The following is a 20,995-nucleotide window of genomic DNA, read 5'->3' on the forward strand; positions in this document are numbered from 1 at the left end:
ACCACTAGATCTAGTCTCAAGAAGACACATCCTGCACAGCATGTTGTGTCCGATGCCAGATCAGGGTAGCCACCAGCAGGGAGCGAGACACGCAGTGACCGTCGTCGAAGAAGACCGGACCGAGCACGCCGCCGACCGAGAGCCGGGCGCCATGCCGACGATCGTCAAGCGGGACGGACGGGTCGCCGACTTCGACCCGTCACGCATCGAGCACGCGCTCCTGGCCGCGTTCGCGGCCGTCGGAGAGGAACCGCTCCCGCTCGTCCGACCGATCGTCAAGGGCCTGACGCAGCAGGCGAGCGAGGAGCTTGCGCGCCGCTTCCCGGAGACCGTGCAGATCTACGAGGTCCAGAACGTCGTCGAGCACGTGCTCATGGAGAGTCGGTACTACGACGTCGCCGAGGCATACATCGGCTACCGCGTGCAGCGCGACATCGCCCGCAGCAGGTCGACCGACGTCAACCACTCGATCGGCCAGCTCCTGAGCAAGGCGAGCGCGGTGGTGAACGAGAACGCCAACAAGGACAGCGACGTCTTCAACACGCAACGCGATCTGACGGCCGGAGCGGTCGGCAAGGCCATCGGCCTGACGATGCTGCCGGCGCACGTCGCGAACGCCCACCAGAAGGGCGAGATCCACTACCACGACCTCGACTACCACCCCTATGCCCCGATGACGAACTGCTGCCTCATCGATTTCAAGAGCATGCTCAGCAAGGGCTTCCGCATCGGCAACGCCGAGGTGGAGCCTCCACGCTCGATCCAGACGGCGACCGCTCAGATCACACAGATCATCGCGAACGTCTCCTCCAGCCAGTACGGCGGGTGCACGGTCAACCGGATCGACGAGCTGCTCGCGCCCTACGCGGCCAACAACCTCGCGAAGCACCTCGCGGACGCCGAGGCATGGGTGAGCGAACCAGAGCGACGCCAGGAGTACGCGGCCGCGAAGACGCGCAAAGACATCCACGACGCGATGCAGTCGCTGGAGTACGAGATCAACACGCTCTTCACGTCCAACGGGCAGACGCCGTTCACGTCGTTGGGATTCGGCCTCGGCCTCGGATGGTTCGAGCGAGAGATCCAGCAGGCGATCCTGCGGATCCGCATCCAGGGGCTCGGTGGCGAGCACCGGACGGCGATCTTCCCCAAGCTCATCTTCACGCTGCGGCGCGGGGTGAACCTCGAGCCGGACGACCCGAACTACGACATCAAGCAGACGGCGCTCGAGTGCTCGACCAAGCGGATGTACCCGGACGTGCTCAGCTACGACAAGATCGTCGAGCTCACGGGCAGCTTCAAGGCGCCGATGGGCTGCCGCTCGTTCCTCCAGGGCTGGGAGGACGAGAACGGCGAGGACGTCGTCGAAGGGCGCATGAACCTCGGTGTCGTCACGCTCAACCTGCCCCGCATCGCCCTCGAGGCCCGCGGGGACCACGAGCTCTTCTGGTCGTTGCTCGCCGAGCGTCTCGACACCGTGCGGGACGCCCTGCTCTTCCGGATATCCCGGTGCACCGAGGCCATCCCGGGCAACGCTCCGATCCTCTACCGGTACGGGGCGTTCGGCCGCCGGCTCGACCCCGAGGACTCGGTCGACGAGCTGTTCCGCGACGGACGGTCGACCGTCTCGCTCGGCTACATCGGCCTGTACGAGGCCGCGGCGGCGTTCTTCGGCGGCGCATGGGAGCACGACGCGGAGGCCAAGACGTTCACGCTCGACATCTTGCGCACGCTCTCCGACAGCGCACAGCAGTGGACGGACACGTACTCGTACAAGTTCTCCGTGTACTCGACCCCGAGCGAGAGCCTCACAGACCGGTTCTGCCGGCTCGACACGGCGAAGTTCGGGGCTGTCGCGGACATCACCGACAAGGACTACTACACGAACAGCTTCCACTACGACGTCCGCAAGAAGCCCACGCCGTTCGAGAAGCTCGACTTCGAGAAGGACTACGCCCCCCTCACCGCGGGCGGGTTCATCCACTACTGCGAGTACCCGATCCTCCAGCACAACCCCCAGGCACTCGAGGCCGTGTGGGACTACGCCTACGACCGGGTCGGCTACCTCGGGACGAACACACCCATCGACCACTGCTACGCGTGCGGCTTCTCTGGCGACTTCTCCCCCACGGCACGCGGCTTCTCATGCCCGGAGTGCGGCAACGAGGACCCGCGCACGTGCGACGTGGTCAAGCGCACCTGCGGCTACCTGGGCAATCCCCAGGCGCGGCCCATGGTGCACGGTCGCCACGTGGAGATCTCGTCTCGCGTGAAGCACCTGTCTGACGGACAGGTCTCAGGAGAGACCGTCACGGGCGGTGGCACGGTGTCGCTCGAGACCCAGGGCTGACCCGGTGAGGCAGCCGCAGCCGGACTGGCTGTCGGAGCGGGTGAGCCAGGACCACGTCGCCGACTACAAGCCGTTCGTCTTCGTCGACGGCGAGGGCGTGCGCTGCAGCCTCTATGTCAGCGGGTGCCTCTTCGCGTGCGAGGGATGTTTCAACGAGGCAGCGTGGAGCTTTCGGTACGGGCAGCCGTACACGCCTGATCTGGAAGACAGGATCGTCGCCGACCTCGGTCACGAGTCCGTGCAGGGACTGAGCCTGCTCGGAGGCGAGCCGTTCCTCAACACGAACGTGTGCCTGCGCGTCGTCGCCCGGATGAAGGCAGAGTGCGGCACGACGAAGGACGTGTGGGCATGGAGCGGTTTCACGTTCGAGCAGCTCCTGCAGGGCAGCCCGGACAAGGTCGCGCTGCTGGAACAGCTCGATGTTCTCGTTGACGGCCCGTTCACGCTCGCCGAGCGCGATCTCACGCTGGCGTTCCGCGGCAGCCGCAACCAGCGGGTGCTCGACGTCCCTGCGTCGCTGCGTGCTGGTGGGGCGGTGGCGTGGTCGTCGTGCCGTACCGCGGTCGGGAGGCGCGTGGCTCCCTGATCTGCCACGCTTCTCGTGAACGGCGTTTGGAATTACGGCATGCCGAACATTAAGATTGCCTTAGTCGAACAAGGCTCGATGTCATGCCACCAGACACCAGACCAGACAGGACCTCACATGCCTCTAGACCGCGCCACGGCCGCGCGCCGCCTGCTTGCCCTCGCATGCACGTCGACGCTCACGATCGGCCTGACAGGGTGCGCATCGTTCACCGACGACCTCGGCGCCGACGGCGACGACCGTCCGGTGGTGCTGACGACGTTCACTGTGCTCGCCGACATCGCACAGAACGTGGCCGGCGACTCCCTCCGGGTGGAGTCGATCACGAAGGTCGGAGCCGAGATCCACGGTTACGAACCGACCCCCGGGGACATCCGCAAGGCATCTCAAGCCGACCTCATCCTCGACAACGGCATGAACCTCGAAGCATGGTTCGAGCAGTTCGTCGCCGACCTCGACGTGCCGCACGTGGTCGTCAGCGAGGGCGTCGAACCGATCGACATCCGCGAGGACGCCTACGCCGGGCTGCCGAACCCCCACGCGTGGATGAGCCCGCAGAACGTCCAGGTCTACGTCGACAACATGGTCGAGGCGTTCAGCACGATCGACCCCGACAACGCGGCGCTCTACGAGGCGAACGGGGACTCATACACGACGGAGCTCCAAGCAGTTCAGGACGACCTCGTCGAGGAGCTCTCCGTCCTGCCGACGAACCAGCGCGCGCTCGTGACCTGCGAGGGGGCCTTCTCCTACCTGGCACGGGACGTCGGCCTGCAGGAGAAGTACATCTGGGCCGTCAACGCCGAACAGCAGGCGACCCCGCAGCAGATCACCGCCGCGATCGCCTTCGTCGAAGACAACGACGTCCCTGCCGTGTTCTGCGAGTCGACCGTCTCTGACGCTCCGATGCAGCAGGTCGTCGAAGCGACCGACGCCGTCTTCGGCGGGACGCTCTACGTCGACTCCCTCTCAGAGGCCGACGGCCCCGTCCCGACCTACCTCGAGCTCATCCGCCATGACGCGACCGTCATCACCGACGCGCTCACCGGCCATCTCTCATGAGCGCGTCCGCGATCCACGTCGACGACGTCACCGTGCACTACGGCGACGTGCTCGCCCTCGACCACGTGACCCTCGACATCGCGCCCGGACGAGTGTGCGGCCTCGTCGGGATGAACGGCTCCGGAAAGTCGACGCTGTTCAAGACGATCATGGGCATCGTCCGCCCCGACTCCGGAACCGTGCTCCTCGACGGCGCTCCCCCGTCCGAGGCCCGGACCGCCGGCCGGCTCGGCTACGTCCCGCAGAGCGAGGACGTCGACTGGGCGTTCCCCATCTCTGTCCGAGACGTCGTCATGATGGGCCGGTACGGGCACATGGGGTTCACGCGCCGACCGAAGAGAACAGATCACGAAGCGGTGGACCAGGCCCTCGAACGCGTCGAGCTCACCGACCTCTCTCGGCGACAGATCGGGCAGCTGTCCGGCGGACAGAAGAAGCGTGCGTTCGTCGCTCGCGGCATCGCACAGGGCGCGACGACCCTCTTGCTCGACGAGCCCTTCGCCGGCGTCGACAAACGCTCTGAAGCGACGATCACACGCCTCTTGCGAGAGGTCGCCGCCGCGGGAGCGACGGTCCTCGTGTCCACCCATGACCTGCACGCGCTGCCGCGGCTCGCCGACGAGGCGATCCTCCTCATGCGACGTGTCCTCCTGCACGGCGAACCGAGCGCAGTCCTCACGCCCGACAACCTCGCCCTGGCCTTCGGCCTCGACGTCCTGGACCGCGGTGATGACGCGTGACTCTCGTCGACTTCTTCCTCGAACCGCTCACGTACGACTTCATGGTCCGTGCGCTCGCGACGACGCTCGTCGCGTCGATCGTCTGCGCGGTGCTGTCCTGCTGGCTCGTCCTCGTCGGATGGTCCCTCATGGGCGACGCGGTCTCGCACTCGGTCCTGCCGGGAGTCGTCCTCGCGTACATCGCCGGGGTGCCCTTCGCGATCGGTGCGGTCGTGTTCGGATTCCTGGCCGTCGGGCTCATCGGCGCCGTCCGCGACTCCGGCCGTGTGAAAGAGGACGCCGCCATCGGCATCGTCTTCACCACGTTGTTCGCGCTCGGACTCGTGCTGATCTCTGTCACGCCGTCTCAGACGGACCTCAACCACATCATCTTCGGAAATCTTCTCGGGGTGTCGTGGAGCGACCTTCTCCAGATCGTCATCCTCGGGGTCGTGACGTTCACCATCCTCGTGGTGAAGCGTCGCGACTTCACGCTCTTCGCGTTCGACCCGACGCACGCTCACGCGATCGGTCTGCGTCCGAAGCTGCTCGGGGCTGCGCTCCTCGGGCTGCTCGCGCTGACCGCTGTCGTCGCGCTCCAGGCGGTCGGTGTGGTCCTCGTGGTGGCGATGCTCATCATCCCCGGCTCGACCGCCTATCTCCTCACCGACCGGTTCGGGCGAATGCTCGTCATCGCACCGGCGATCTCGGCGCTCTGCGCCGTGGCCGGGCTCTACCTGAGCTACTACCTCGACACGGCGTCCGGCGGGATGGTCGTCCTCACCCAGGGCGCGATGTTCGTGCTCGTCTTCCTGTTCAGCCCGAGCCACGGGGTGGTCGCTGCAAAGATCGCGGCCCGACGTCGCCGACGGGCCGTCGCCGACGCGACGACGGTCTGAGGACCGGGCCGGCTACGTGACCCGGCGCGAGGTAGCGTGCGAGGCTGCTCCCGGCGGAGCCTAGACAGTCATGCGCTCGGGATCGAGACGAACAGCGCGTCGGTGGCGGAGCGTCCCAACGAGACCGACGTGCTCTGGCCCTCGACCTGGACGTCGAGAGCGTCCGAGAACGGCGGGCCGGCGGTGACAGAGACCCGCGTGTCGAGGACGATCCCCTGCTCCTGGAAGAACTGCAGCAGCGTCGGGTCGTTGTCCGAGATCCGCTCCACCACGACGTGTGCGGGCGTGTCCACCGTCGTCATCTGGACCGCGTCAGGGAAGACGACCGTTCCTGCAGCCGACGGGATCGGGTCTCCGTGCGGGTCGCGCGACGGAAACTCCAGGAACGCGTCGACCCGCTCGACCATGAAGTCGGACACGGCGTGCTCGAGGTTCTCGGCCTCGTCGTGGACCTGGTCCCACCGATAGCCGAGGACGCTCACGAGGAAGGACTCGATGAGCCGGTGACGGCGCACCATCGCCAGCGCGTACGCCCTCCCCGTCGCGGTCAGCTCGACCGACCCGTAGGGGGCGTGGTCGACGAGCCCCTGCGCCGAGAGCTTGCGGATCGCGTCAGAGACTGACGACAGCCTCAGCCCGGTCTTTTCCGCGATCGCCGTCGGTGTGACGGGAGCGTCCGACCACTCGGAGAGCCCCCACACGGCCTTGAGGTAGTTCTGCGTGCTCGTGGAGAGATCCGACACCGACATGGCGTCAGCCTACGGACGAACATCCGACTACGACAAACCCTCGCCACCGAGTTCGGCCGGCGCGAGACCATGGGTCAGTCGGTCTCCGGTTCCGTCGTCTCGGTGGTCTGCTCAGGGGCGTGGTCGACCGACAGGCGGAAGTTGTCGCCGTGCTGCTCGACGCCGTGCACGACCGCGTCGCGGACCATGCCGATCCCGACCTCCTGACGCACGATCATCGGATCGGTCCGGAGGTCTTTCCACAGCGCGACCGCGATGAGGAGCATGACGACCACGAACGGCAGGGACACGACGATGGTGATGTTCTGCAGCCCGGTGAGCGCCTCGGCGCCGCCCCCGCTGATAGCGAGCATGATCGCTGCGACGGCGCCCATGAGGACGCCCCAGAACGTCACGACTCCCTTGCTCGGCTCGATCGCTCCTCGTTGGGACAGCGTGCCCATGACGATGGACGCGGCGTCGGCTCCGGAGACGAAGAAGATGGCGACGAGCACCATGACGAGCACGGTGCTGATGCTCGCGAGCGGGTAGCCCGTGAGCAGCTGGAACAGCGCAGCGTTGGAGTCGACGGCCCCGTCGATGGTCATGGTCCCGCCGTCCTGCTGCTGCCGGACGGCTGCCCCGCCGAAGATCGAGAACCAGACGAGCGCGACGAGGGTCGGAGCGAGCAGCACGCCGGTGACGAACTCCCGGATCGTGCGTCCTCGGCTGATCCGCGCGATGAACATCCCGACGAACGGGGTCCAGGAGATCCACCACGCCCAGTAGAAGATCGTCCAGCTGGACAACCATGCGGACATCTCGTCGCCGCCGGTCGCTGACGTCCGAGACGCCATCTCGGCCATGTCGCCGAGGTACGAGCCGATCGTCGCGGGCACGAGGTTGAGGATGAAGAGCGTGGGCCCGACGAGGAAGACGAAGACGGCGAGCACGAGCGCGAGCACCATGTTGATGTTTGACAACCACTGGATGCCGCGCGCGATCCCGGAGACGGCGGAAGCGACGAAGGCGACGGTGAGCACGGCGATGACGCCGACGAGCAGGGGCGTGCTGAGGTCGTCTGCCCACCCGTTGAACTCGAGACCGGCGGCGATCTGCGTGGCACCGATGCCGAGCGAGGCGGCGGAACCGAAGAGCGTCGCGAAGATGGCGAGCATGTCGATGATCCTGCCGGGCACACCTTCGCTCTTGCGTCCGAACAAGGGCCACAGCACCGAGGAGAACAGCTGTTTGCGCCCCTTGCGGAAGGTGCCGTAGGCGATGGCGAGCCCGACGACCGCGTAGATGGCCCACGGGTGCAGTCCCCAGTGGAACAGCGACGTGGCCAGCGCGGTGCGCACGGCGGCCTCGGACTCCGCGGCGGTGGTCCCGGGGGGCGGATCGATGAAGAAGCTCAGCGGCTCGGCTGCGCCGAAGAACATGAGGCCGATGCCCATGCCCGCGCTGAACATCATCGCGATCCAGGAGACGGTGCGGAACTGGGGCACCTCGTCGTCAGCGCCCAGCTTGATCCGCCCGTACCTGCTGGCTGCGAGCCAGATGATGAAGACGACGAAGAAGCTCGCGGACAGCACGAACAGCCACCCGGTCTTGTCGATGACCCAGCTCTCGCTGGTCGACGCGACGGACCCAAGGTTGTCCGTGCTCACGAGCCCCCAGACGACGAAACCGAGCGCGAGCGCGGCTGTCACTCCGAACACCCACCGGTCCAGGCGGGGGTTCTCCGGCTCGTAGAGCTTCACAGACCCGGCGCTGCGCGCCTCGAGGAGACGGTGACCCGAGTGGTCCACACGATCGGCCAAGGACCGCGCGGCGGCCTGCCGGGTCTTGTGGCCGCCCAACGGTCTGCTCGACCCGGTCGATGACCTCTTGTCCGGCTTGGGCATCTGCACCAGCTCCTGCCACGCGTCGTCGAGCGGTCTGGACCGAGCGTCCTGCGGACCAGCGAACGATCAACCACGCTATCTCAGCACGTCAGAGGCTGCCCGGGATGCCTCGCTGAACAGGCTCCGTGGCGTGGAGGGAGACTCGATGGTTCACGTCAGCCGTCGGTACACGACGCGCAGCCCGACGAGCCCGTCGTCCGGGTGGTCGAACGCTTCGGGCACCGTGCCGATGACCTCGTCGCCCTCGACTGCCACCACCGTCTGCCCCGTGCGTGCTCCATCCACCAGGGACGTGCTTCATCGCGCGGACAGACATATTGATGGGTCCGACCTGGCACGACCCGGTACAAAACTCCCGAGAACTTTCCGAAAATGGTGGGGACCATGTCCATCGGAACAGGTCTTCCTGCCGCCACGGCGAGGCGTCGGTCGTGATGTACCGAGGCGAGGCCGACGAGCGTGCGCGGCTGCTGAACTTCGCCGCGCAGCTCATCACCGTCCCCCTCGACGACAGCGGCACGCTCGCCGAGCGAATGTCCAAGACCTTCCCCTGGATGCTCGCGCTCTCGCCAGCAGACCGGGAATCGTGTGCGCGGGACCTCGTCGAGGCCGCGAGGGCTTCGTCCTCCACAGACCAGCGACACCTGGCGATCGAGGAGCTGACATCGTGGAAGGAGACGGCCACAGCGGTGGCCGCCGGTCTCGGCCGCAGCGACCTCGAGTGGCTCGACGACGCCGAGCGTGTGGAGCGTCCCTGATCAGGGCTGCTACGAAGAAGTGCTACCTCGGGACGATCCAGCAGGGCTGGAATGACACATGAGTGTTCGATGACCGACCGCAGGCCGTGGTTCGGGACAGTCTCAGATGCGCATCGCGGCCACAGAACATCTAGCAGCTGAGGACATAGTCGTCAGCGCGTCGCATAGAACACCACGGCCGCAGACGCCGCCACGTTCAACGAGTCCACTCCCCCAGCCATCGGGATCTTCACCACAGCGTCCACGGCTTGCAACGTCTCGCCCCCGAGCCCGTGCCCCTCGGTCCCGAACACGAACGCCACCTTCTCGTTCTCCTGCCCCACGAACTCGTCCAACGTCACCGAATCATCGCTCAACGCCAACGCGGCAACCGTGAACCCCTCCGCCTGCAGCTCCGCAACACCGCCGGGCCAGTTCTCGATCCGCGTCCACGGCACCTGGAACACCGTCCCCATCGACACCCGCACGCTCCGCCGGTACAGCGGATCCGAGCACCGCGGCGTCACGAGCACCGCATCCACCCCGAGGGCCGCAGCCCCTCTAAAGATCGCACCGACGTTCGTGTGGTCGACGATGTCCTCGAGCACAGCAACCCGCCGTGCCCCGGCCCCGCCACGTGCACCAGCCAGGAGCTCGCGCACCGAGAGCAGCAGCGGACGGTGCATCGCCGCGAGCGCCCCGCGGTGCAGGTGGAACCCCGTGATCGACTCCAGCACCGCGGGCTCCCCCACGTACACCGGGACGTCCGGCCACTCGGCGAGGACGTCGTCCATCGACGCGAGCCACTTCTCCGCCATGAAGAACGACCTCGGCTGATACCCCGCCGCCAGCGCACGACGGATCACCGTCGAGCTCTCCGCGATGAAGAGCCCCTTCTCCGGCTCGTGCTTAGACCGCAGCACGATGTCGGTGAGGTTCGTGTAGTCGGCGACACGGTCGTCGGTGGCATCAGTGATCACAGAGGCAGGCACCCGTCGATTCTCCCTGACGCCACGACCTCCGAGCGTCAGGCCCCCACGACCACGCCCCTCAGTCGAGCGCGGAGGCGAACTGGCTCTCGTACAGCCGCGCGTACGCGCCGTGCGCGGCAAGGAGCTCGTCGTGCGTGCCCTGCTCGACGATGTCGCCGTGCTCCATGACGAGGATGACGTCCGCGTCACGGATCGTGGACAACCGGTGCGCGATGACAAAGCTCGTCCGGCCTGCACGCAACGCGTTCATGGCCTTCTGCACGAGCACCTCGGTGCGCGTGTCCACCGAGGACGTGGCCTCGTCGAGGATGAGGATCGCCGGGTCCGCGAGGAACGCACGAGCGATCGTCAGCAGCTGCTTCTCGCCGGCGCTCACGCTGGCCCCGCCCTCGTCGAGAACCGTGTCGTACCCGTCGGGGAGAGTGCGCACGAACGGGTCGACGTGCGTGGCCTCCGCGGCCTCGACCAGCCGAGCGTCGTCGACGTCCGGTCCCGCGCCGTACCGGATGTTGTCCGCGATGGTTCCCTCGAAGAGCCACGTGTCCTGGAGGACCATCCCGATGTTCGAGCGCAGGTCGTCTCGCGTCATCGTCGCGACATCGACCCCGTCGAGCGTGATCCGCCCGGAACCCACCTCGTAGAACCGCATGATGAGGTTGACGAGCGTCGTCTTGCCCGCGCCCGTCGGGCCGACGATCGCGATCGTCTTGCCCGGCTCGGCCACCAGCGAGAGACCCGTGATGAGCGGCGCGTCCGGCGAATAGCTGAACGCCACGTCCTCGAACGCGACCCTGCCCTGGACACGACCGACCCGCACCGGCGACGCCGGGTCCGGCGACTGCTCGTCCGCGTCGAGCAGCTCGAACACCCGCTCTGCCGACGCGACCCCAGACTGCAAGAGGTTCATCATCGACGCGACCTGCGTGATCGGCTGCGTGAACTGGCGCGAGTACTGGATGAACGCCTGCACGTCGCCGAGCGTCATCGTCCCCGACGCCACCCGCAGCCCGCCGACCACCGCGACGATGACGTAGTTGAGGTTCGCGACGAACCCCATCGCTGGCTGGATGATCCCCGAGATGAACTGTGCCTTGAAGCTCGCCTCGTACAGGTGCGCGTTCTCCTCGTCGAACGTCTCGATCGCCCGTTCCTGGTGACCGAACACCTTGACGAGCGCATGGCCCGTGTACATCTCCTCGATGTGCGCGTTGAGCCGGCCCGTCGACGCCCACTGGCGGACGAACTGCGGCTGCGAGCGCTTCGCGATCGCCGCCGTGATGATCACGGACAGGGGCACGGTGACGAGGGCGACGATCGCGAGCAGCGGCGAGATCCAGAACATCATCGCGAGCACACCGACGATCGTGAGGATCGAGGAAACGAGCTGGGAGAGCGTCTGCTGGAGCGTCTGGGCGACGTTGTCGATGTCGTTCGTGACGCGCGAGAGGACCTCGCCGCTCTTCTGCTTGTCGAAGTACCCGAGGGGCAGCCGGTTGACCTTCTCCTCGACCTGGTCGCGCAGGCGTCGCACGGTGTTCTGCACGACGATCGCCGTGAAGCGTCCTTGCAGCCACCCGAAGAGGAACGCACCGACGTACACGGCGACGACGAGCAGCAGGACGTCGCGCAGCGCGGTCGTGTCGAGCCCGACGCCGGGCGTGAGCGTCATCCCGCTCATCATGTCCGCGAGCTGGTCCTGGCCGTCGGCACGCAGCCCGGCCACGGCCTCGGCCTTCGTCGAGCCGGCCGGCAGCTGTTTGCTGACGAAGCCTTCGAAGATGAGGTTGGTCGCGTTGCCGAGAAGCTTGGGCCCCATGACGGTCAGCCCGACCGACACGACGGCGAGGACAGTGACGACCACGACGCGGACCTTCTCCGCACCGAGGTACCCGGCGAACCGGCGGAGCGACCCGGTGAAGTTCATGGCCTTCTCGGCCGGCATGCCCATGTTCCCCATGGGGCCGTGGCCGGGTCGGCCACCCGGCCCGCCGGGGCGCGAGGCGGTAGCGGCAGGTGCTGCGGCGGGCTCGTCGGCCGGCTGCTTGGCGCTCTGGTCGGTGCTCATGCTGCTTCCTCCGCCGAGAGCTGTGAGTACACGATCTCCTGGTAGGTCTGGCACGTGGCCAGGAGATCTGGATGGGTGCCCTGGCCGACGATGCGACCGTTGTCGAGGACGATGATCTTCTCCGCCTGGCGGATGGTCGCGACCCGTTGGGCGACGATGATCATCGTCGAACGACGGGCGATCGGTGCGAGCGCTCTACGGAGCGCAGCGTCGGTGGTGTAGTCGAGCGCAGAGAAGGAGTCGTCGAAGAGGTAGATCTTCGGGTCGCGGATCACGGCCCGGGCGATCGCCAGGCGTTGGCGCTGGCCTCCCGAGAGGTTCGTCCCGCCCTGGGAGACTTCAGACTCCAGGCCGTCGGGCAGCGCCTCGACGAAGTCGCGGGCCTGGGCGACCTCGAGCGCTGCCCACATCTGCTCCTCGGTGGCGCCCTCGAGCCCGTACGCGAGGTTCGAGGCGACCGTGCCGGAGAACAGGTACGGCTTCTGCGGGATCATGCCGATCCGGGACCACAGGTCTTGCCCGGCAGCCTCTCGGACGTCGATCCCGTCGATGGTCACCGATCCGCCGGTGACGTCGAAGAGCCGAGGCACGAGGTTGATGAGCGTCGTCTTGCCCGAGCCCGTCGACCCGATGATCGCGGTCGTCTCCCCCGGCTCGGCCGTGAACGTGAGGTCTCCGAGCACCGGCTGCTCCGCACCCGGGTAGCGGAACTCCACGCCGGCGAACTCCACGCGGCCGCGACCTTCGCTCATCGAGCGAGGCGCGAGGGGCTCGACGACGCTCGCCTCCGTAGCGAGCACCTCGCCGATCCGCTCGGCAGAGACCGCTGCACGCGGCACCATCATGAAGATCATCGTCGACATCATGACCGCCATGAGGATGTACATGATGTAGCTGAGGTAGGCCGTGAGCGAGCCGATCTGCATCTCGCCGGAGTCGATGCGTGACGCACCGAACCACATGACGGAGACGCTCGACAGGTTCATGATGAGCATGACGACCGGGAACATGAGGGCCATGAGCTTGCCGACGCGCAGCGACGTCTCGAACAGCTCCGTGTTCGCGACAGCGAACCGCTCTTGCTCGTGGCGCTCACGGACGAACGCGCGGATCACGCGGATGCCGGAGATCTGCTCACGCAGGACGGAGTTGATGCGGTCGATCCGCTTCTGCATCGCCCGGAAGTACGGGATCATCCGGGAGAGGATCACGGCGATCGTCACACCGAGCACCGGGACGATGACGATGAGCAGCCCGGAGAGCCCGACATCTTGACGCAAGGCCATGACGACGCCGCCGACGAGCATGATCGGCGCCATGACCATGATGGTCAGGCCGAGCATGACGACCATCTGGACCTGCTGGACGTCGTTCGTCGTCCGCGTGATGAGCGTCGGGGCACCGAACACGCCGACCTCCTGGCCGGAGAACGCCTGGACGCGTGTGAACAGCGCCCCACGGACGTCCCGGCCGAAGCCCATCGCGGCCCGCGCACCGAAGTACACGGCGACGACCGCGCAGAGCACCTGCCCCAGGCTCACGACAAGCATGATGACACCGATGCGCACGATGTAGCTCGTGTCCCCCTGCGTCACCCCGTTGTCGATGATGTCTGCGTTGAGGCTGGGGAGGTAGAGCGACGCGATCGTCTGGACGAGCTGGAGCACGAGCACCAGGACGAGTGCTTGCCGGTACGGGGCAAGGTGGGACTTGAGGAGCGAGAGCAGCATGCAGGGCCTCGAGGTCAGGAGAGACGTCCAGGGCCACGCCCCGGGCTGACGGACGATCACGAGTGATCGTCAGACAGCCTACGGTGCGTGGCCCTGTCTGCACTGCTGATATTCGTCAGTTCCGCTGAGGGCTGGTGCCCCCGTGGAACCTGGTGCTGCGTCGGGCTAGTGCCCGGCGGGTGGTGTCCCTGCGTCGTGGTCCGGTCCGCTCTGTCCGGGCTCGGTCGGCGGAGCCTGCTCGGCGCTGTCGGCAGGCTCGGCGAACCGCGTGCCCTCGGTGCCGAGGACCCTCGGCGACGTCCCCGCAGCGGCGCCGTAGCCCGTGCTGGGCTGCTGTCCTTGCTGCTGCTTCGGGTCGAACGGCGCACCTGAGTGGGTGCCCGCGCTCGTCGCGTCAGCCGTCGCTGCCTCAGCGAGACGACGTGCCTCGGCGAGAGCCTGCGTCGGGTCCGCGAGCGCAGACGTCAGCGCGGACTTGGTGCGCTCTCCACGCTCACGTCGCGCCTCTGTTCGCGAGTCGCCGGAACCGTCTGACGACCCGTCGGGGACGCCGCCGAAACCCTTGGCGATGGGAGCGAGCGCAGCGGTGAACTCCGTCGGGACGATCCACATCTTCGACGAGCTGCCGTTGGCGATCTGCGGCAGCATCTGCAGGTACTTGTAGGCGAGGAGCTTGGGGTCTGCGTCGCCCTCGTGGATGGCGTCGAACACCTGGAGGATGGCGCGGGCCTCGCCCTCGGCCGTGAGGATCGCGGCCTGTGCAGATCCCTCGGCACGGAGGATCGCGGCCTGCTTCTCGCCTTCGGCTGTGAGGATCTGCGACTGCTTGAAGCCCTCGGCCGTGAGGATGACAGCACGACGGTCTCGCTCGGCGCGCATCTGCTGCTCCATGGAGCCCTGGATGCTCTGGGGCGGGTCGATCGACTTGAGCTCAACACGGTTGACGCGGATCCCCCAGCGTCCGGTCGCCTCGTCGAGCACCCCGCGGAGCTGGCCGTTGATCTGGTCACGGCTCGTGAGGGTCTGCTCGAGGTCCATCGACCCGATGACGTTACGCAGGGTCGTGACGGTGAGCTGCTCGATCGCGGTGATGTAGTTCGCGATCTCGTACACGGCGGACTTCGGGTCCGTCACCTGGAAGTACAGGACGGTGTCGATGCTCACCACGAGGTTGTCCGAGGTGATGACGGGCTGCGGAGGGAACGACACGACCTGCTCGCGCAGGTCGACGCTCGCGCGGACCCGGTCGACGAACGGGATGAGGAAGTGGAGCCCGGCGTCCATCGTCCGGGAGTACCGGCCGAGGCGCTCGACGATGAGAGCTACGGTCTGTGGGACGATGCGCACCGCGCGGACGAGCGCGATGATGAAGAACAGGGCGATGAGCCCCGCAAGGATGATGCCAAACAGCTGCCCGGTGTCTTCCGGCATGAAGTGTCCTCTCGAGTTGCAGCGTGCGTGGGCGCTGGGCGCCCGCGCTCAGGAACGAGCGTGAGCGTCAGGCCGGCAGCTCCGGTCGGTGGGGTTCCTTGACCGGAGCGTCGGCGGACCCGACGATCGCGGTCGCTCCGTCGATGCGTACGACGACCACGTCTGAGCCCAGCGGGTAGGTCACGTCGCCGGCAGACCGCGCGCTCCACACCTCGCCGAACAGCTTGATCCTGCCACCGTCGTCGGTGACCTCTGCGACGACCACGCCGATACGTCCGACCTGTGCTGCGGCGTTCGTCTCGGTCAGCGGCGTGCGCTGGCGCAGGTACTTGAGGAGCCAGGGCCGGATAGCGAAGAGCAGGAGCGTCGACACCACGCCGAACAGGAGGATCTGGACCGCGAGGTCGGCTCCGAGAGCGCTCCCGACACCGGCTGCGACGGCTCCTCCGGCGAACATCATGAGGACCAGATCGAGCGAGACCATCTCGACGACGACCAGGATCAAGGCCGTGCCGATCCACCAGTACCAGTCCATCGTTCCTCCACTCATCGTCGACCGCCCCTTTGCCTGAACTTTACGCTACACAGAGGTGATTGTGCGCAGTGAACAGCCGACAAGTTGCTGGTGATCAGCCTGAGTGCCCACCGGAGCGTGGAGCAGCCTGCGCCGCGCGTGCGGTCCACCTGTCACCGACCTGCGTGACGTCGAGGGGCAGCCCGAAGGCGGCGCTGAGGTTCTCGTTCGTGAGGACCTCCGCGATCGGCCCGCCGCTGTGCACGCCCCCGTCCTGCATGAGCATGACGTGCGTGAAGCCCGGCGGGATCTCCTCGACGTGGTGCGTGACGAGCACGAGCACCGGTGAGCCGGGATCGGCTGCCAGCTCGGCCAGGGCGCCGACGAGCTCTTCGCGGCCACCGAGGTCGAGGCCCGCCGCAGGCTCGTCGAGCAAGAGAAGCTCAGGGTCGGTCATGAGAGCCCGGGCGATCTGGACGCGCTTGCGCTCGCCCTCGCTCAGGGTGCCGAACCGACGGTCTGCCAGATGCCCGACGTCGAACGCCTCGAGCAGGTCGGCGGCACGCTTCTCGTCGAGCTCCTCGTACGACTCTCGCCACCGGCCCGTCACGGCGTAGGAGGCCGTGAGGACGACGTCAGCGACCCGCTCGGAGGCGGGGATCCGCTCGGCCAGGGCTGCGCTGGCGAGCCCGATGCGCGGTCGCAGCTCGAAGACGTCGACCGAGCCGAGCCGAGAACCGAGGATCTCGGCGACACCGCTCGTGGGGTGCAGCCGGCCCGCCGCGATCTGGAGGATGGTCGTCTTGCCGGCGCCGTTGCGTCCGAGGACGACCCACCGCTCTCCCTCGGCGATCCGCCACGAGACGTCGTCGACGATGTTTTTCTCGCCGCGCCGGACAGTGACGTTCTGCAGATCAAGAACCCAGGTCATGCCTCCAGACCCTATCCGGTGGTGAGGCTCTTCGGCGACGCGGTACAGACCCGTCCGAGCGCGTACTTTGTTCCGTGTGAGCTCGACACCATCCCTTCCGTCCGCAACCGATCCCGGGGCGATCCTCCCCCGCTCTGCCTCCCTCGCCCTGTGGCTCTGGGGCACCGACCCCGCCAGCGCTGCGGTCGAGCGCGCAATCCGTGCTGTCGTCCACGACGACGAGCCCCACGGGCTGTCCGGAGACGTTCCCGACGATGTGGCGGAGCCCACACTGCACGCGCTCCTGAGCGCCTGGTGTGGTCGAGTCGTCGCGTCCGCAGCGCTCTTCCCGGAGCCGGGCGACGCCATGGGCGTGCCTGCCGAGGTGAGCGCTCCGGCGATCGAGGCCGAAGAGTGCGTCCTCGTGAGCGTGAGCCCCAGCAGCGGCACGAAGCACCAGGAGCACGTCGAGAGCTGGGCGCTCGTCCCAGAGGTCGAGGCGTTCGGCAGCGTGCTCGAGCCAGGTCACCTCGTGCACTGGACGATGACCCGGGTCGCCCCGTGGACGCACCGGACGCTCGGCACGGTCGGGTCGCTCGCCGACGCCGAGCGGGCGCTCCAGCGCAGCCTGCGCTCGACGACCGAGGCGCTCGCGTCCCTCGACGTCTCCCGCTGGCGAGAGGACGCGGGCGAGGCGATCGCCGCCCTGCGGTCCACGGTGGACCTGCGCGGTCACCTGCCTCGCGACCTGGACCCGCGCCGGACGCACGTCTTCCAGTCGGCTGCCCGGCTCCGAGCGATCGTCGACCTCGCGACCGTCGACGACGGCGGTGCCGTCAACCTCTGGCAGGCCGACCAGCGGTCGACCGCGCTGCGAGAGATCGACCGCGTCGCACGACGCGCGATGGCAGCAGCGACCTTCAACGCGCCGGTCGGCGCGGTCCCGCCTGCCCGCTAGCCGGCGTCGAGCACCGACCGGTACACCTCGATGGTGCGGTCTCCGATCGCGTCCCAGGCGAAGTGGTCCTCGACGCGGGTGCGGGCCGCGAGGCCCATCGCGCGTGCGCGTGCGGGGTCACCGACGACGGCCTCGAGCGCTTCGACGAGGTCGGCGACGAACTGCTCAGGGTCGGTCGGTGTGCCGGTGCCGTCCTGGACCTGGTCGATCGGGACGAGCAGGCCGGTGACCCCGTCGTCGATGACCTCCGGGATGCCGCCTGTGGCGCTGCCCACGACGGGCAGTCCCACGGCCATCGCCTCGAGGTTGACGATGCCGAGCGGTTCGTAGACCGACGGGCACACGAAGACCGTCGACGCAGCGAGGACGGCTACGAGGTCGGCGCGAGAGAGCATCTGCTCGATCCACACGACTCCCGTGCGCCGGGTGGAGAGCTCGGCGACCGCGCCGGAGACCTCGGCCGCGATCTCGGGGGTGTCGGGCGCACCTGCGCAGAGGATGAGCTGGATGTCCGGGTGCAGCCGCTCCGCCGCCTTGAGCAGATAGGGCAGCCCCTTCTGCCGAGTGATGCGACCGACGAACACGACCGCTGGACGCGTCGGGTCGATCCCGAGGTCACGGACCACGCGGTCGGCGCGTTCTGCCGCGTGCCCCTCGGGCCGCCGCCACCCGGCGAGGTCGATGCCGTTGTGGACCACGTGCACCTTCGCCGGGTCGACCGCCGGGTAGGACCGCAGGATGTCTTCTCGCATGCCGGCGCTGACGGCGATGACGCCGGCCGCGCCTTCGTAGGCGGTCTTCTCCGCCCAGCTCGACAACGCGTACCCGCCACCGAGCTGCTCGGCCTTCCACGGGCGCAGAGGCTCGAGGGAGTGCGCCGAGAGCACGTGCGGGATCCCGTGGAGCAGGCCAGCGAGGTGGCCGGCGAGATTCGCGTACCACGTGTGAGAGTGCACGAGGTCGGCGCCCGCGACGTCGTTCGCCATCGCGAGGTCGACGCCGAACGTCGCGAGCGCGGCGTTCGCACCGTCGAGCTCGGCAGGCGGGGCATATCCGGTCACCCAGTCAGCCTCGTCCGCACCTGTGCGTGGTCCGTCGAAGCAGCGCACCCGCACGTCGATGCGCTGGCGCAGCACGCCGGACAGCTCAGCGACGTGCACACCCGCCCCGCCGTAGACGTACGGCGGAAACTCTCGTGTCAACAGATCTACTCTCACAGTCGACACGGTAGCGCCTCTTGGTGCATTCCAGCGCCCGGAGCAATAAGGTCAGGTCATGGCACCTCCTAAAGTTCTTGCGATCGTCCTGGCGGGTGGAGAAGGCAATCGCCTCAAGCCCCTGACCGCGCACCGGGCCAAGCCGGCCGTGCCGTTCGGGGGGATCTACCGCCTCGTCGACTTCGCACTCTCCAACCTCGTCAACTCGGGGTACCTGCACATCGTCGTGCTCACCCAGTACAAGTCGCACAGCCTCGACCGCCACATCTCCAAGACATGGCGGATGTCGGCTCTGCTCGGCAACTACGTCGCCCCGGTACCCGCCCAGCAACGTGTGGGCAAGCACTGGTACCTCGGCAGCGCGGACGCCATCTTCCAGTGCCTGAACATCATCGAGGACGAGCGTCCGGACATCGTCGTCGTGGTCGGAGCAGACCACGTCTACCGGATGGACTTCTCCCAGATGGTCGACGCCCACATCGCGTCGGGCGCGGAGATGACGGTGTCAGCGATCCGCCAGCCGATCGCTCTCGCGACCGAGTTCGGTGTCATCGACACCGCACCCGAGTCGCCGGAGAAGATCCGTGCGTTCCTCGAGAAGCCGGCGAACCCGACCGGCCTGGCCGACTCCCCCGGCGAGATCCTCGCGTCCATGGGCAACTACGTCGTCAACGCCGACGCCCTCGTCGAGGCCGTCACGCGCGACGCGGAGAACGCCGACTCTCGCCACGACATGGGCGGCGACATCGTGCCGTACTTCGTCGATCGAGGGACTGCCGGCGTCTACGACTTCATCCGCAACGACGTGCCAGGCTCCACCGACCGTGACCGCGACTACTGGCGTGACGTCGGCACCATCGACTCGTACTACGAAGCGAACAAGGACCTCATCGCGGTCACCCCGGTCTTCAACCTCTACAACTCGCAGTGGGCTCTGCACACCGGGTACGTCGGGCTGCCGCCCGCCAAGTTCGTGCACGCCGGAGCGGGTCGTCTCGGTCACGCGGCAGACTCGATCGTCTCCCCCGGTGTGCTCATCTCCGGTGCCACGGTCGTAGGTTCCGTCCTCTCGCCGGACGTCCACCTCCACTCGTGGGCAGCGGTCTCCGACAGCGTCTTGCTCGACAACGTCAAGGTGCACCGCCACGCACAGGTCCACCGGGCGATCATCGACAAGAACGTGGTCATCCATGAGCGTGCCCGCGTCGGCCTCAACGCCGACGAGGACCGGGCACGGGGGTTCACCGTCACCGACTCCGGCATCACCGTCGTCCCGAAGGGAACGATCGTCGAGTAGCAGTCTCTGCCGCACCACCCGCTCTACCTCACCACCCGGGCGCCTCCGCGCCACGCGATCCTCACCGCGCACGTCGACGACGACGTGTCCGTGTCGTGGTCGCCTCGCGGACGGCGCCCGGTCGTGCGTCTAGGCTGGCGCCGTGACCGGACCCGCCACGCAGGACGCGCCAAGCAACTCCCCGAGACCGTCCGGGACGCAGACCGACGACTGGGGGCCACGCCGCCTCCTCGTCATGGACGTCGACTCGACGCTCATCTCCCAGGAGGTGATCGAGCTCATCGCCGAGCACGCCGGCACACGCGCCGAGGTCGCCAACATCACCGAGCGCGCGATGCGCGGCGAGCTCGACTTCGCCGCCTCTCTCCGCGCACGGGTCGCTACCCTCGCGGGCGTCCCCGTCTCAGCCCTCGGCGCGGTGCGTGAGCGTGCCACGTTCACGCCCGGGGCCCGCGAGCTCGTCGCCGAGTGCCACCGTCGCGGCTGGCTCGTCGCCCTCGTCTCCGGCGGGTTCGAGGAGATCGTCGGACCGCTCGCTGCCGAGCTCGGCATCACGCGCTTCCGCGCGAACCGGCTCGAGGTCGCCGACGGCGTCCTCACCGGCCGCACGACAGGCCAGGTGGTCGACCGCGCCTACAAGGCCCAGACGCTGCGCGAGCTGGCCGCCGAGGCGAGCATCCCGCTCGAGTGCACCATCGCCGTCGGTGACGGCGCGAACGACCTCGACATGATCGCCGCCGCCGGGATCGGGATCGCTTTTGCAGCAAAGCCTGTGGTCCGCGAGCAGGCGCCCTTCGCCGTAGACGGGCCACGTCTCGACGCCGTGCTCGCGGTCATCGACGCGCACTGAGGCAAGCGACCTGAGCCAAGAGCACGGAGCCGAGACGGCCCGC

At 67.7% G+C, this 20,995-nt stretch carries 19 protein-coding genes; 9 read left to right on the forward strand and 10 right to left on the reverse strand.

Annotated features, from left to right (window positions below; translation table 11 throughout):
* Positions 1–94: 94 nt before the first annotated feature.
* The 5 genes from nrdD to ATL42_RS06080 all read left to right on the forward strand — a co-directional run bounded on the left by nrdD (position 95) and on the right by ATL42_RS06080 (position 5,616).
* Positions 95–2,350, forward strand: coding sequence for an anaerobic ribonucleoside-triphosphate reductase (gene nrdD / locus ATL42_RS06060; protein WP_211281783.1), 2,256 nt, complete (start codon positions 95–97; stop codon positions 2,348–2,350).
* Positions 2,351–2,354: 4 nt separating this feature from the next.
* The gene (gene nrdG / locus ATL42_RS06065; RefSeq protein WP_098454580.1) at positions 2,355–2,936 is read left to right on the forward strand and encodes an anaerobic ribonucleoside-triphosphate reductase activating protein; all 582 of its coding nucleotides are present in this window, start codon (positions 2,355–2,357) and stop codon (positions 2,934–2,936) included.
* Between the two features lie 117 nt (positions 2,937–3,053).
* Positions 3,054–3,998, forward strand: a complete 945-nt coding sequence (locus ATL42_RS06070) for a metal ABC transporter substrate-binding protein (RefSeq protein WP_098454581.1) — start codon at positions 3,054–3,056, stop codon at positions 3,996–3,998.
* On the forward strand, positions 3,995–4,738 hold the full coding sequence (locus ATL42_RS06075; protein ID WP_098454582.1) for a metal ABC transporter ATP-binding protein: 744 nt from the start codon (positions 3,995–3,997) through the stop codon (positions 4,736–4,738). The genes ATL42_RS06070 and ATL42_RS06075 overlap by 4 nt, the downstream gene beginning before the upstream one ends.
* Before the next feature lie 41 nt (positions 4,739–4,779).
* Positions 4,780–5,616, forward strand: a complete 837-nt coding sequence (locus tag ATL42_RS06080) for a metal ABC transporter permease (protein ID WP_211281858.1) — start codon at positions 4,780–4,782, stop codon at positions 5,614–5,616.
* A 68-nt stretch (positions 5,617–5,684) separates the two neighbouring features.
* Here the strand turns inward: ATL42_RS06080 and ATL42_RS06085 are convergent, their stop codons facing one another.
* From ATL42_RS06085 to ATL42_RS16835, 3 genes are all read right to left on the reverse strand, one after another.
* Positions 5,685–6,365: a metal-dependent transcriptional regulator gene (locus ATL42_RS06085; RefSeq protein ID WP_098454584.1), complete on the reverse strand. Its 681-nt coding sequence runs from the start codon at positions 6,363–6,365 to the stop codon at positions 5,685–5,687.
* Positions 6,366–6,439: 74 nt separating this feature from the next.
* Entirely contained in the window at positions 6,440–8,251 is a 1,812-nt protein-coding gene (locus ATL42_RS06090) for a BCCT family transporter (protein WP_098456377.1), read from the reverse strand.
* Between the two features lie 150 nt (positions 8,252–8,401).
* On the reverse strand, positions 8,402–8,536 hold the full coding sequence (locus tag ATL42_RS16835) for a hypothetical protein (RefSeq protein WP_281254280.1): 135 nt from the start codon (positions 8,534–8,536) through the stop codon (positions 8,402–8,404).
* A gap of 146 nt (positions 8,537–8,682) precedes the next feature.
* Here ATL42_RS16835 and ATL42_RS06095 point away from each other — a divergent pair, with 146 nt between their 5' ends.
* Positions 8,683–9,009 carry a prevent-host-death protein gene (locus tag ATL42_RS06095; protein ID WP_211281784.1) on the forward strand — a complete coding sequence of 109 codons (327 nt, stop codon included), beginning with the start codon at positions 8,683–8,685 and terminating at the stop codon, positions 9,007–9,009.
* Between the two features lie 152 nt (positions 9,010–9,161).
* Here the strand turns inward: ATL42_RS06095 and ATL42_RS06100 are convergent, their stop codons facing one another.
* The 6 genes from ATL42_RS06100 to ATL42_RS06125 all read right to left on the reverse strand — a co-directional run bounded on the left by ATL42_RS06100 (position 9,162) and on the right by ATL42_RS06125 (position 16,651).
* A complete protein-coding gene (locus ATL42_RS06100) occupies positions 9,162–9,980 on the reverse strand; it encodes a TrmH family RNA methyltransferase (protein ID WP_098454585.1) in 819 nt (272 codons plus the stop codon).
* Positions 9,981–10,038: 58 nt separating this feature from the next.
* On the reverse strand, positions 10,039–12,045 hold the full coding sequence (locus ATL42_RS06105) for an ABC transporter ATP-binding protein (protein WP_098454586.1): 2,007 nt from the start codon (positions 12,043–12,045) through the stop codon (positions 10,039–10,041).
* Positions 12,042–13,775 (reverse strand): ABC transporter ATP-binding protein, encoded by a 1,734-nt coding sequence (locus ATL42_RS06110; RefSeq protein ID WP_098454587.1) that lies wholly within the window; start codon positions 13,773–13,775, stop codon positions 12,042–12,044. Before ATL42_RS06110 ends, ATL42_RS06105 begins: the two co-directional genes overlap by 4 nt.
* Before the next feature lie 165 nt (positions 13,776–13,940).
* Positions 13,941–15,206, reverse strand: a complete 1,266-nt coding sequence (locus tag ATL42_RS06115; RefSeq protein ID WP_098454588.1) for an SPFH domain-containing protein — start codon at positions 15,204–15,206, stop codon at positions 13,941–13,943.
* Between the two features lie 67 nt (positions 15,207–15,273).
* Entirely contained in the window at positions 15,274–15,756 is a 483-nt protein-coding gene (locus tag ATL42_RS06120; RefSeq protein ID WP_245862185.1) for an NfeD family protein, read from the reverse strand.
* A gap of 79 nt (positions 15,757–15,835) precedes the next feature.
* Positions 15,836–16,651 (reverse strand): ABC transporter ATP-binding protein, encoded by an 816-nt coding sequence (locus ATL42_RS06125; RefSeq protein WP_098454590.1) that lies wholly within the window; start codon positions 16,649–16,651, stop codon positions 15,836–15,838.
* A 76-nt stretch (positions 16,652–16,727) separates the two neighbouring features.
* On the opposite strand from ATL42_RS06125, the gene ATL42_RS06130 reads away from it, so the two are divergent.
* The gene (locus ATL42_RS06130) at positions 16,728–17,588 is read left to right on the forward strand and encodes a hypothetical protein (protein ID WP_169925351.1); all 861 of its coding nucleotides are present in this window, start codon (positions 16,728–16,730) and stop codon (positions 17,586–17,588) included.
* Here ATL42_RS06130 and glgA read toward each other — a convergent pair.
* Positions 17,585–18,805 carry a glycogen synthase gene (gene glgA / locus ATL42_RS06135; protein ID WP_098454591.1) on the reverse strand — a complete coding sequence of 407 codons (1,221 nt, stop codon included), beginning with the start codon at positions 18,803–18,805 and terminating at the stop codon, positions 17,585–17,587. The genes ATL42_RS06130 and glgA overlap by 4 nt on opposite strands.
* 58 nt (positions 18,806–18,863) lie before the next feature.
* On the opposite strand from glgA, the gene ATL42_RS06140 reads away from it, so the two are divergent.
* Together ATL42_RS06140 and serB are read left to right on the forward strand one after the other, a co-directional pair.
* Positions 18,864–20,102 (forward strand): glucose-1-phosphate adenylyltransferase, encoded by a 1,239-nt coding sequence (locus tag ATL42_RS06140; protein ID WP_098454592.1) that lies wholly within the window; start codon positions 18,864–18,866, stop codon positions 20,100–20,102.
* Positions 20,103–20,244: 142 nt separating this feature from the next.
* Positions 20,245–20,952, forward strand: coding sequence for a phosphoserine phosphatase SerB (serB, locus tag ATL42_RS06145; RefSeq protein ID WP_281254282.1), 708 nt, complete (start codon positions 20,245–20,247; stop codon positions 20,950–20,952).
* Positions 20,953–20,995 lie beyond the last annotated feature (43 nt).

It is taken from the genome of Sanguibacter antarcticus, from assembly GCF_002564005.1.
GTDB lineage: Bacteria > Actinomycetota > Actinomycetes > Actinomycetales > Cellulomonadaceae > Sanguibacter > Sanguibacter antarcticus.

Coding starts and splice junctions, on each gene's coding strand:
- ATL42_RS06085 (WP_098454584.1), bottom strand. CDS start 6,365: ATGTCGGTGTCGGATCTCTCCACGAGCACGCAGAACTACCTCAAGGCC.
- ATL42_RS06120 (WP_245862185.1), bottom strand. CDS start 15,756: ATGAGTGGAGGAACGATGGACTGGTACTGGTGGATCGGCACGGCCTTG.
- ATL42_RS06080 (WP_211281858.1), top strand. CDS start 4,780: ATGGTCCGTGCGCTCGCGACGACGCTCGTCGCGTCGATCGTCTGCGCG.
- ATL42_RS06115 (WP_098454588.1), bottom strand. CDS start 15,206: ATGCCGGAAGACACCGGGCAGCTGTTTGGCATCATCCTTGCGGGGCTC.
- ATL42_RS06140 (WP_098454592.1), top strand. CDS start 18,864: ATGGCACCTCCTAAAGTTCTTGCGATCGTCCTGGCGGGTGGAGAAGGC.
- ATL42_RS06125 (WP_098454590.1), bottom strand. CDS start 16,651: ATGACCTGGGTTCTTGATCTGCAGAACGTCACTGTCCGGCGCGGCGAG.
- ATL42_RS06070 (WP_098454581.1), top strand. CDS start 3,054: ATGCCTCTAGACCGCGCCACGGCCGCGCGCCGCCTGCTTGCCCTCGCA.
- ATL42_RS06090 (WP_098456377.1), bottom strand. CDS start 8,251: ATGCCCAAGCCGGACAAGAGGTCATCGACCGGGTCGAGCAGACCGTTG.
- ATL42_RS06075 (WP_098454582.1), top strand. CDS start 3,995: ATGAGCGCGTCCGCGATCCACGTCGACGACGTCACCGTGCACTACGGC.
- ATL42_RS06110 (WP_098454587.1), bottom strand. CDS start 13,775: ATGCTGCTCTCGCTCCTCAAGTCCCACCTTGCCCCGTACCGGCAAGCA.
- ATL42_RS06105 (WP_098454586.1), bottom strand. CDS start 12,045: ATGAGCACCGACCAGAGCGCCAAGCAGCCGGCCGACGAGCCCGCCGCA.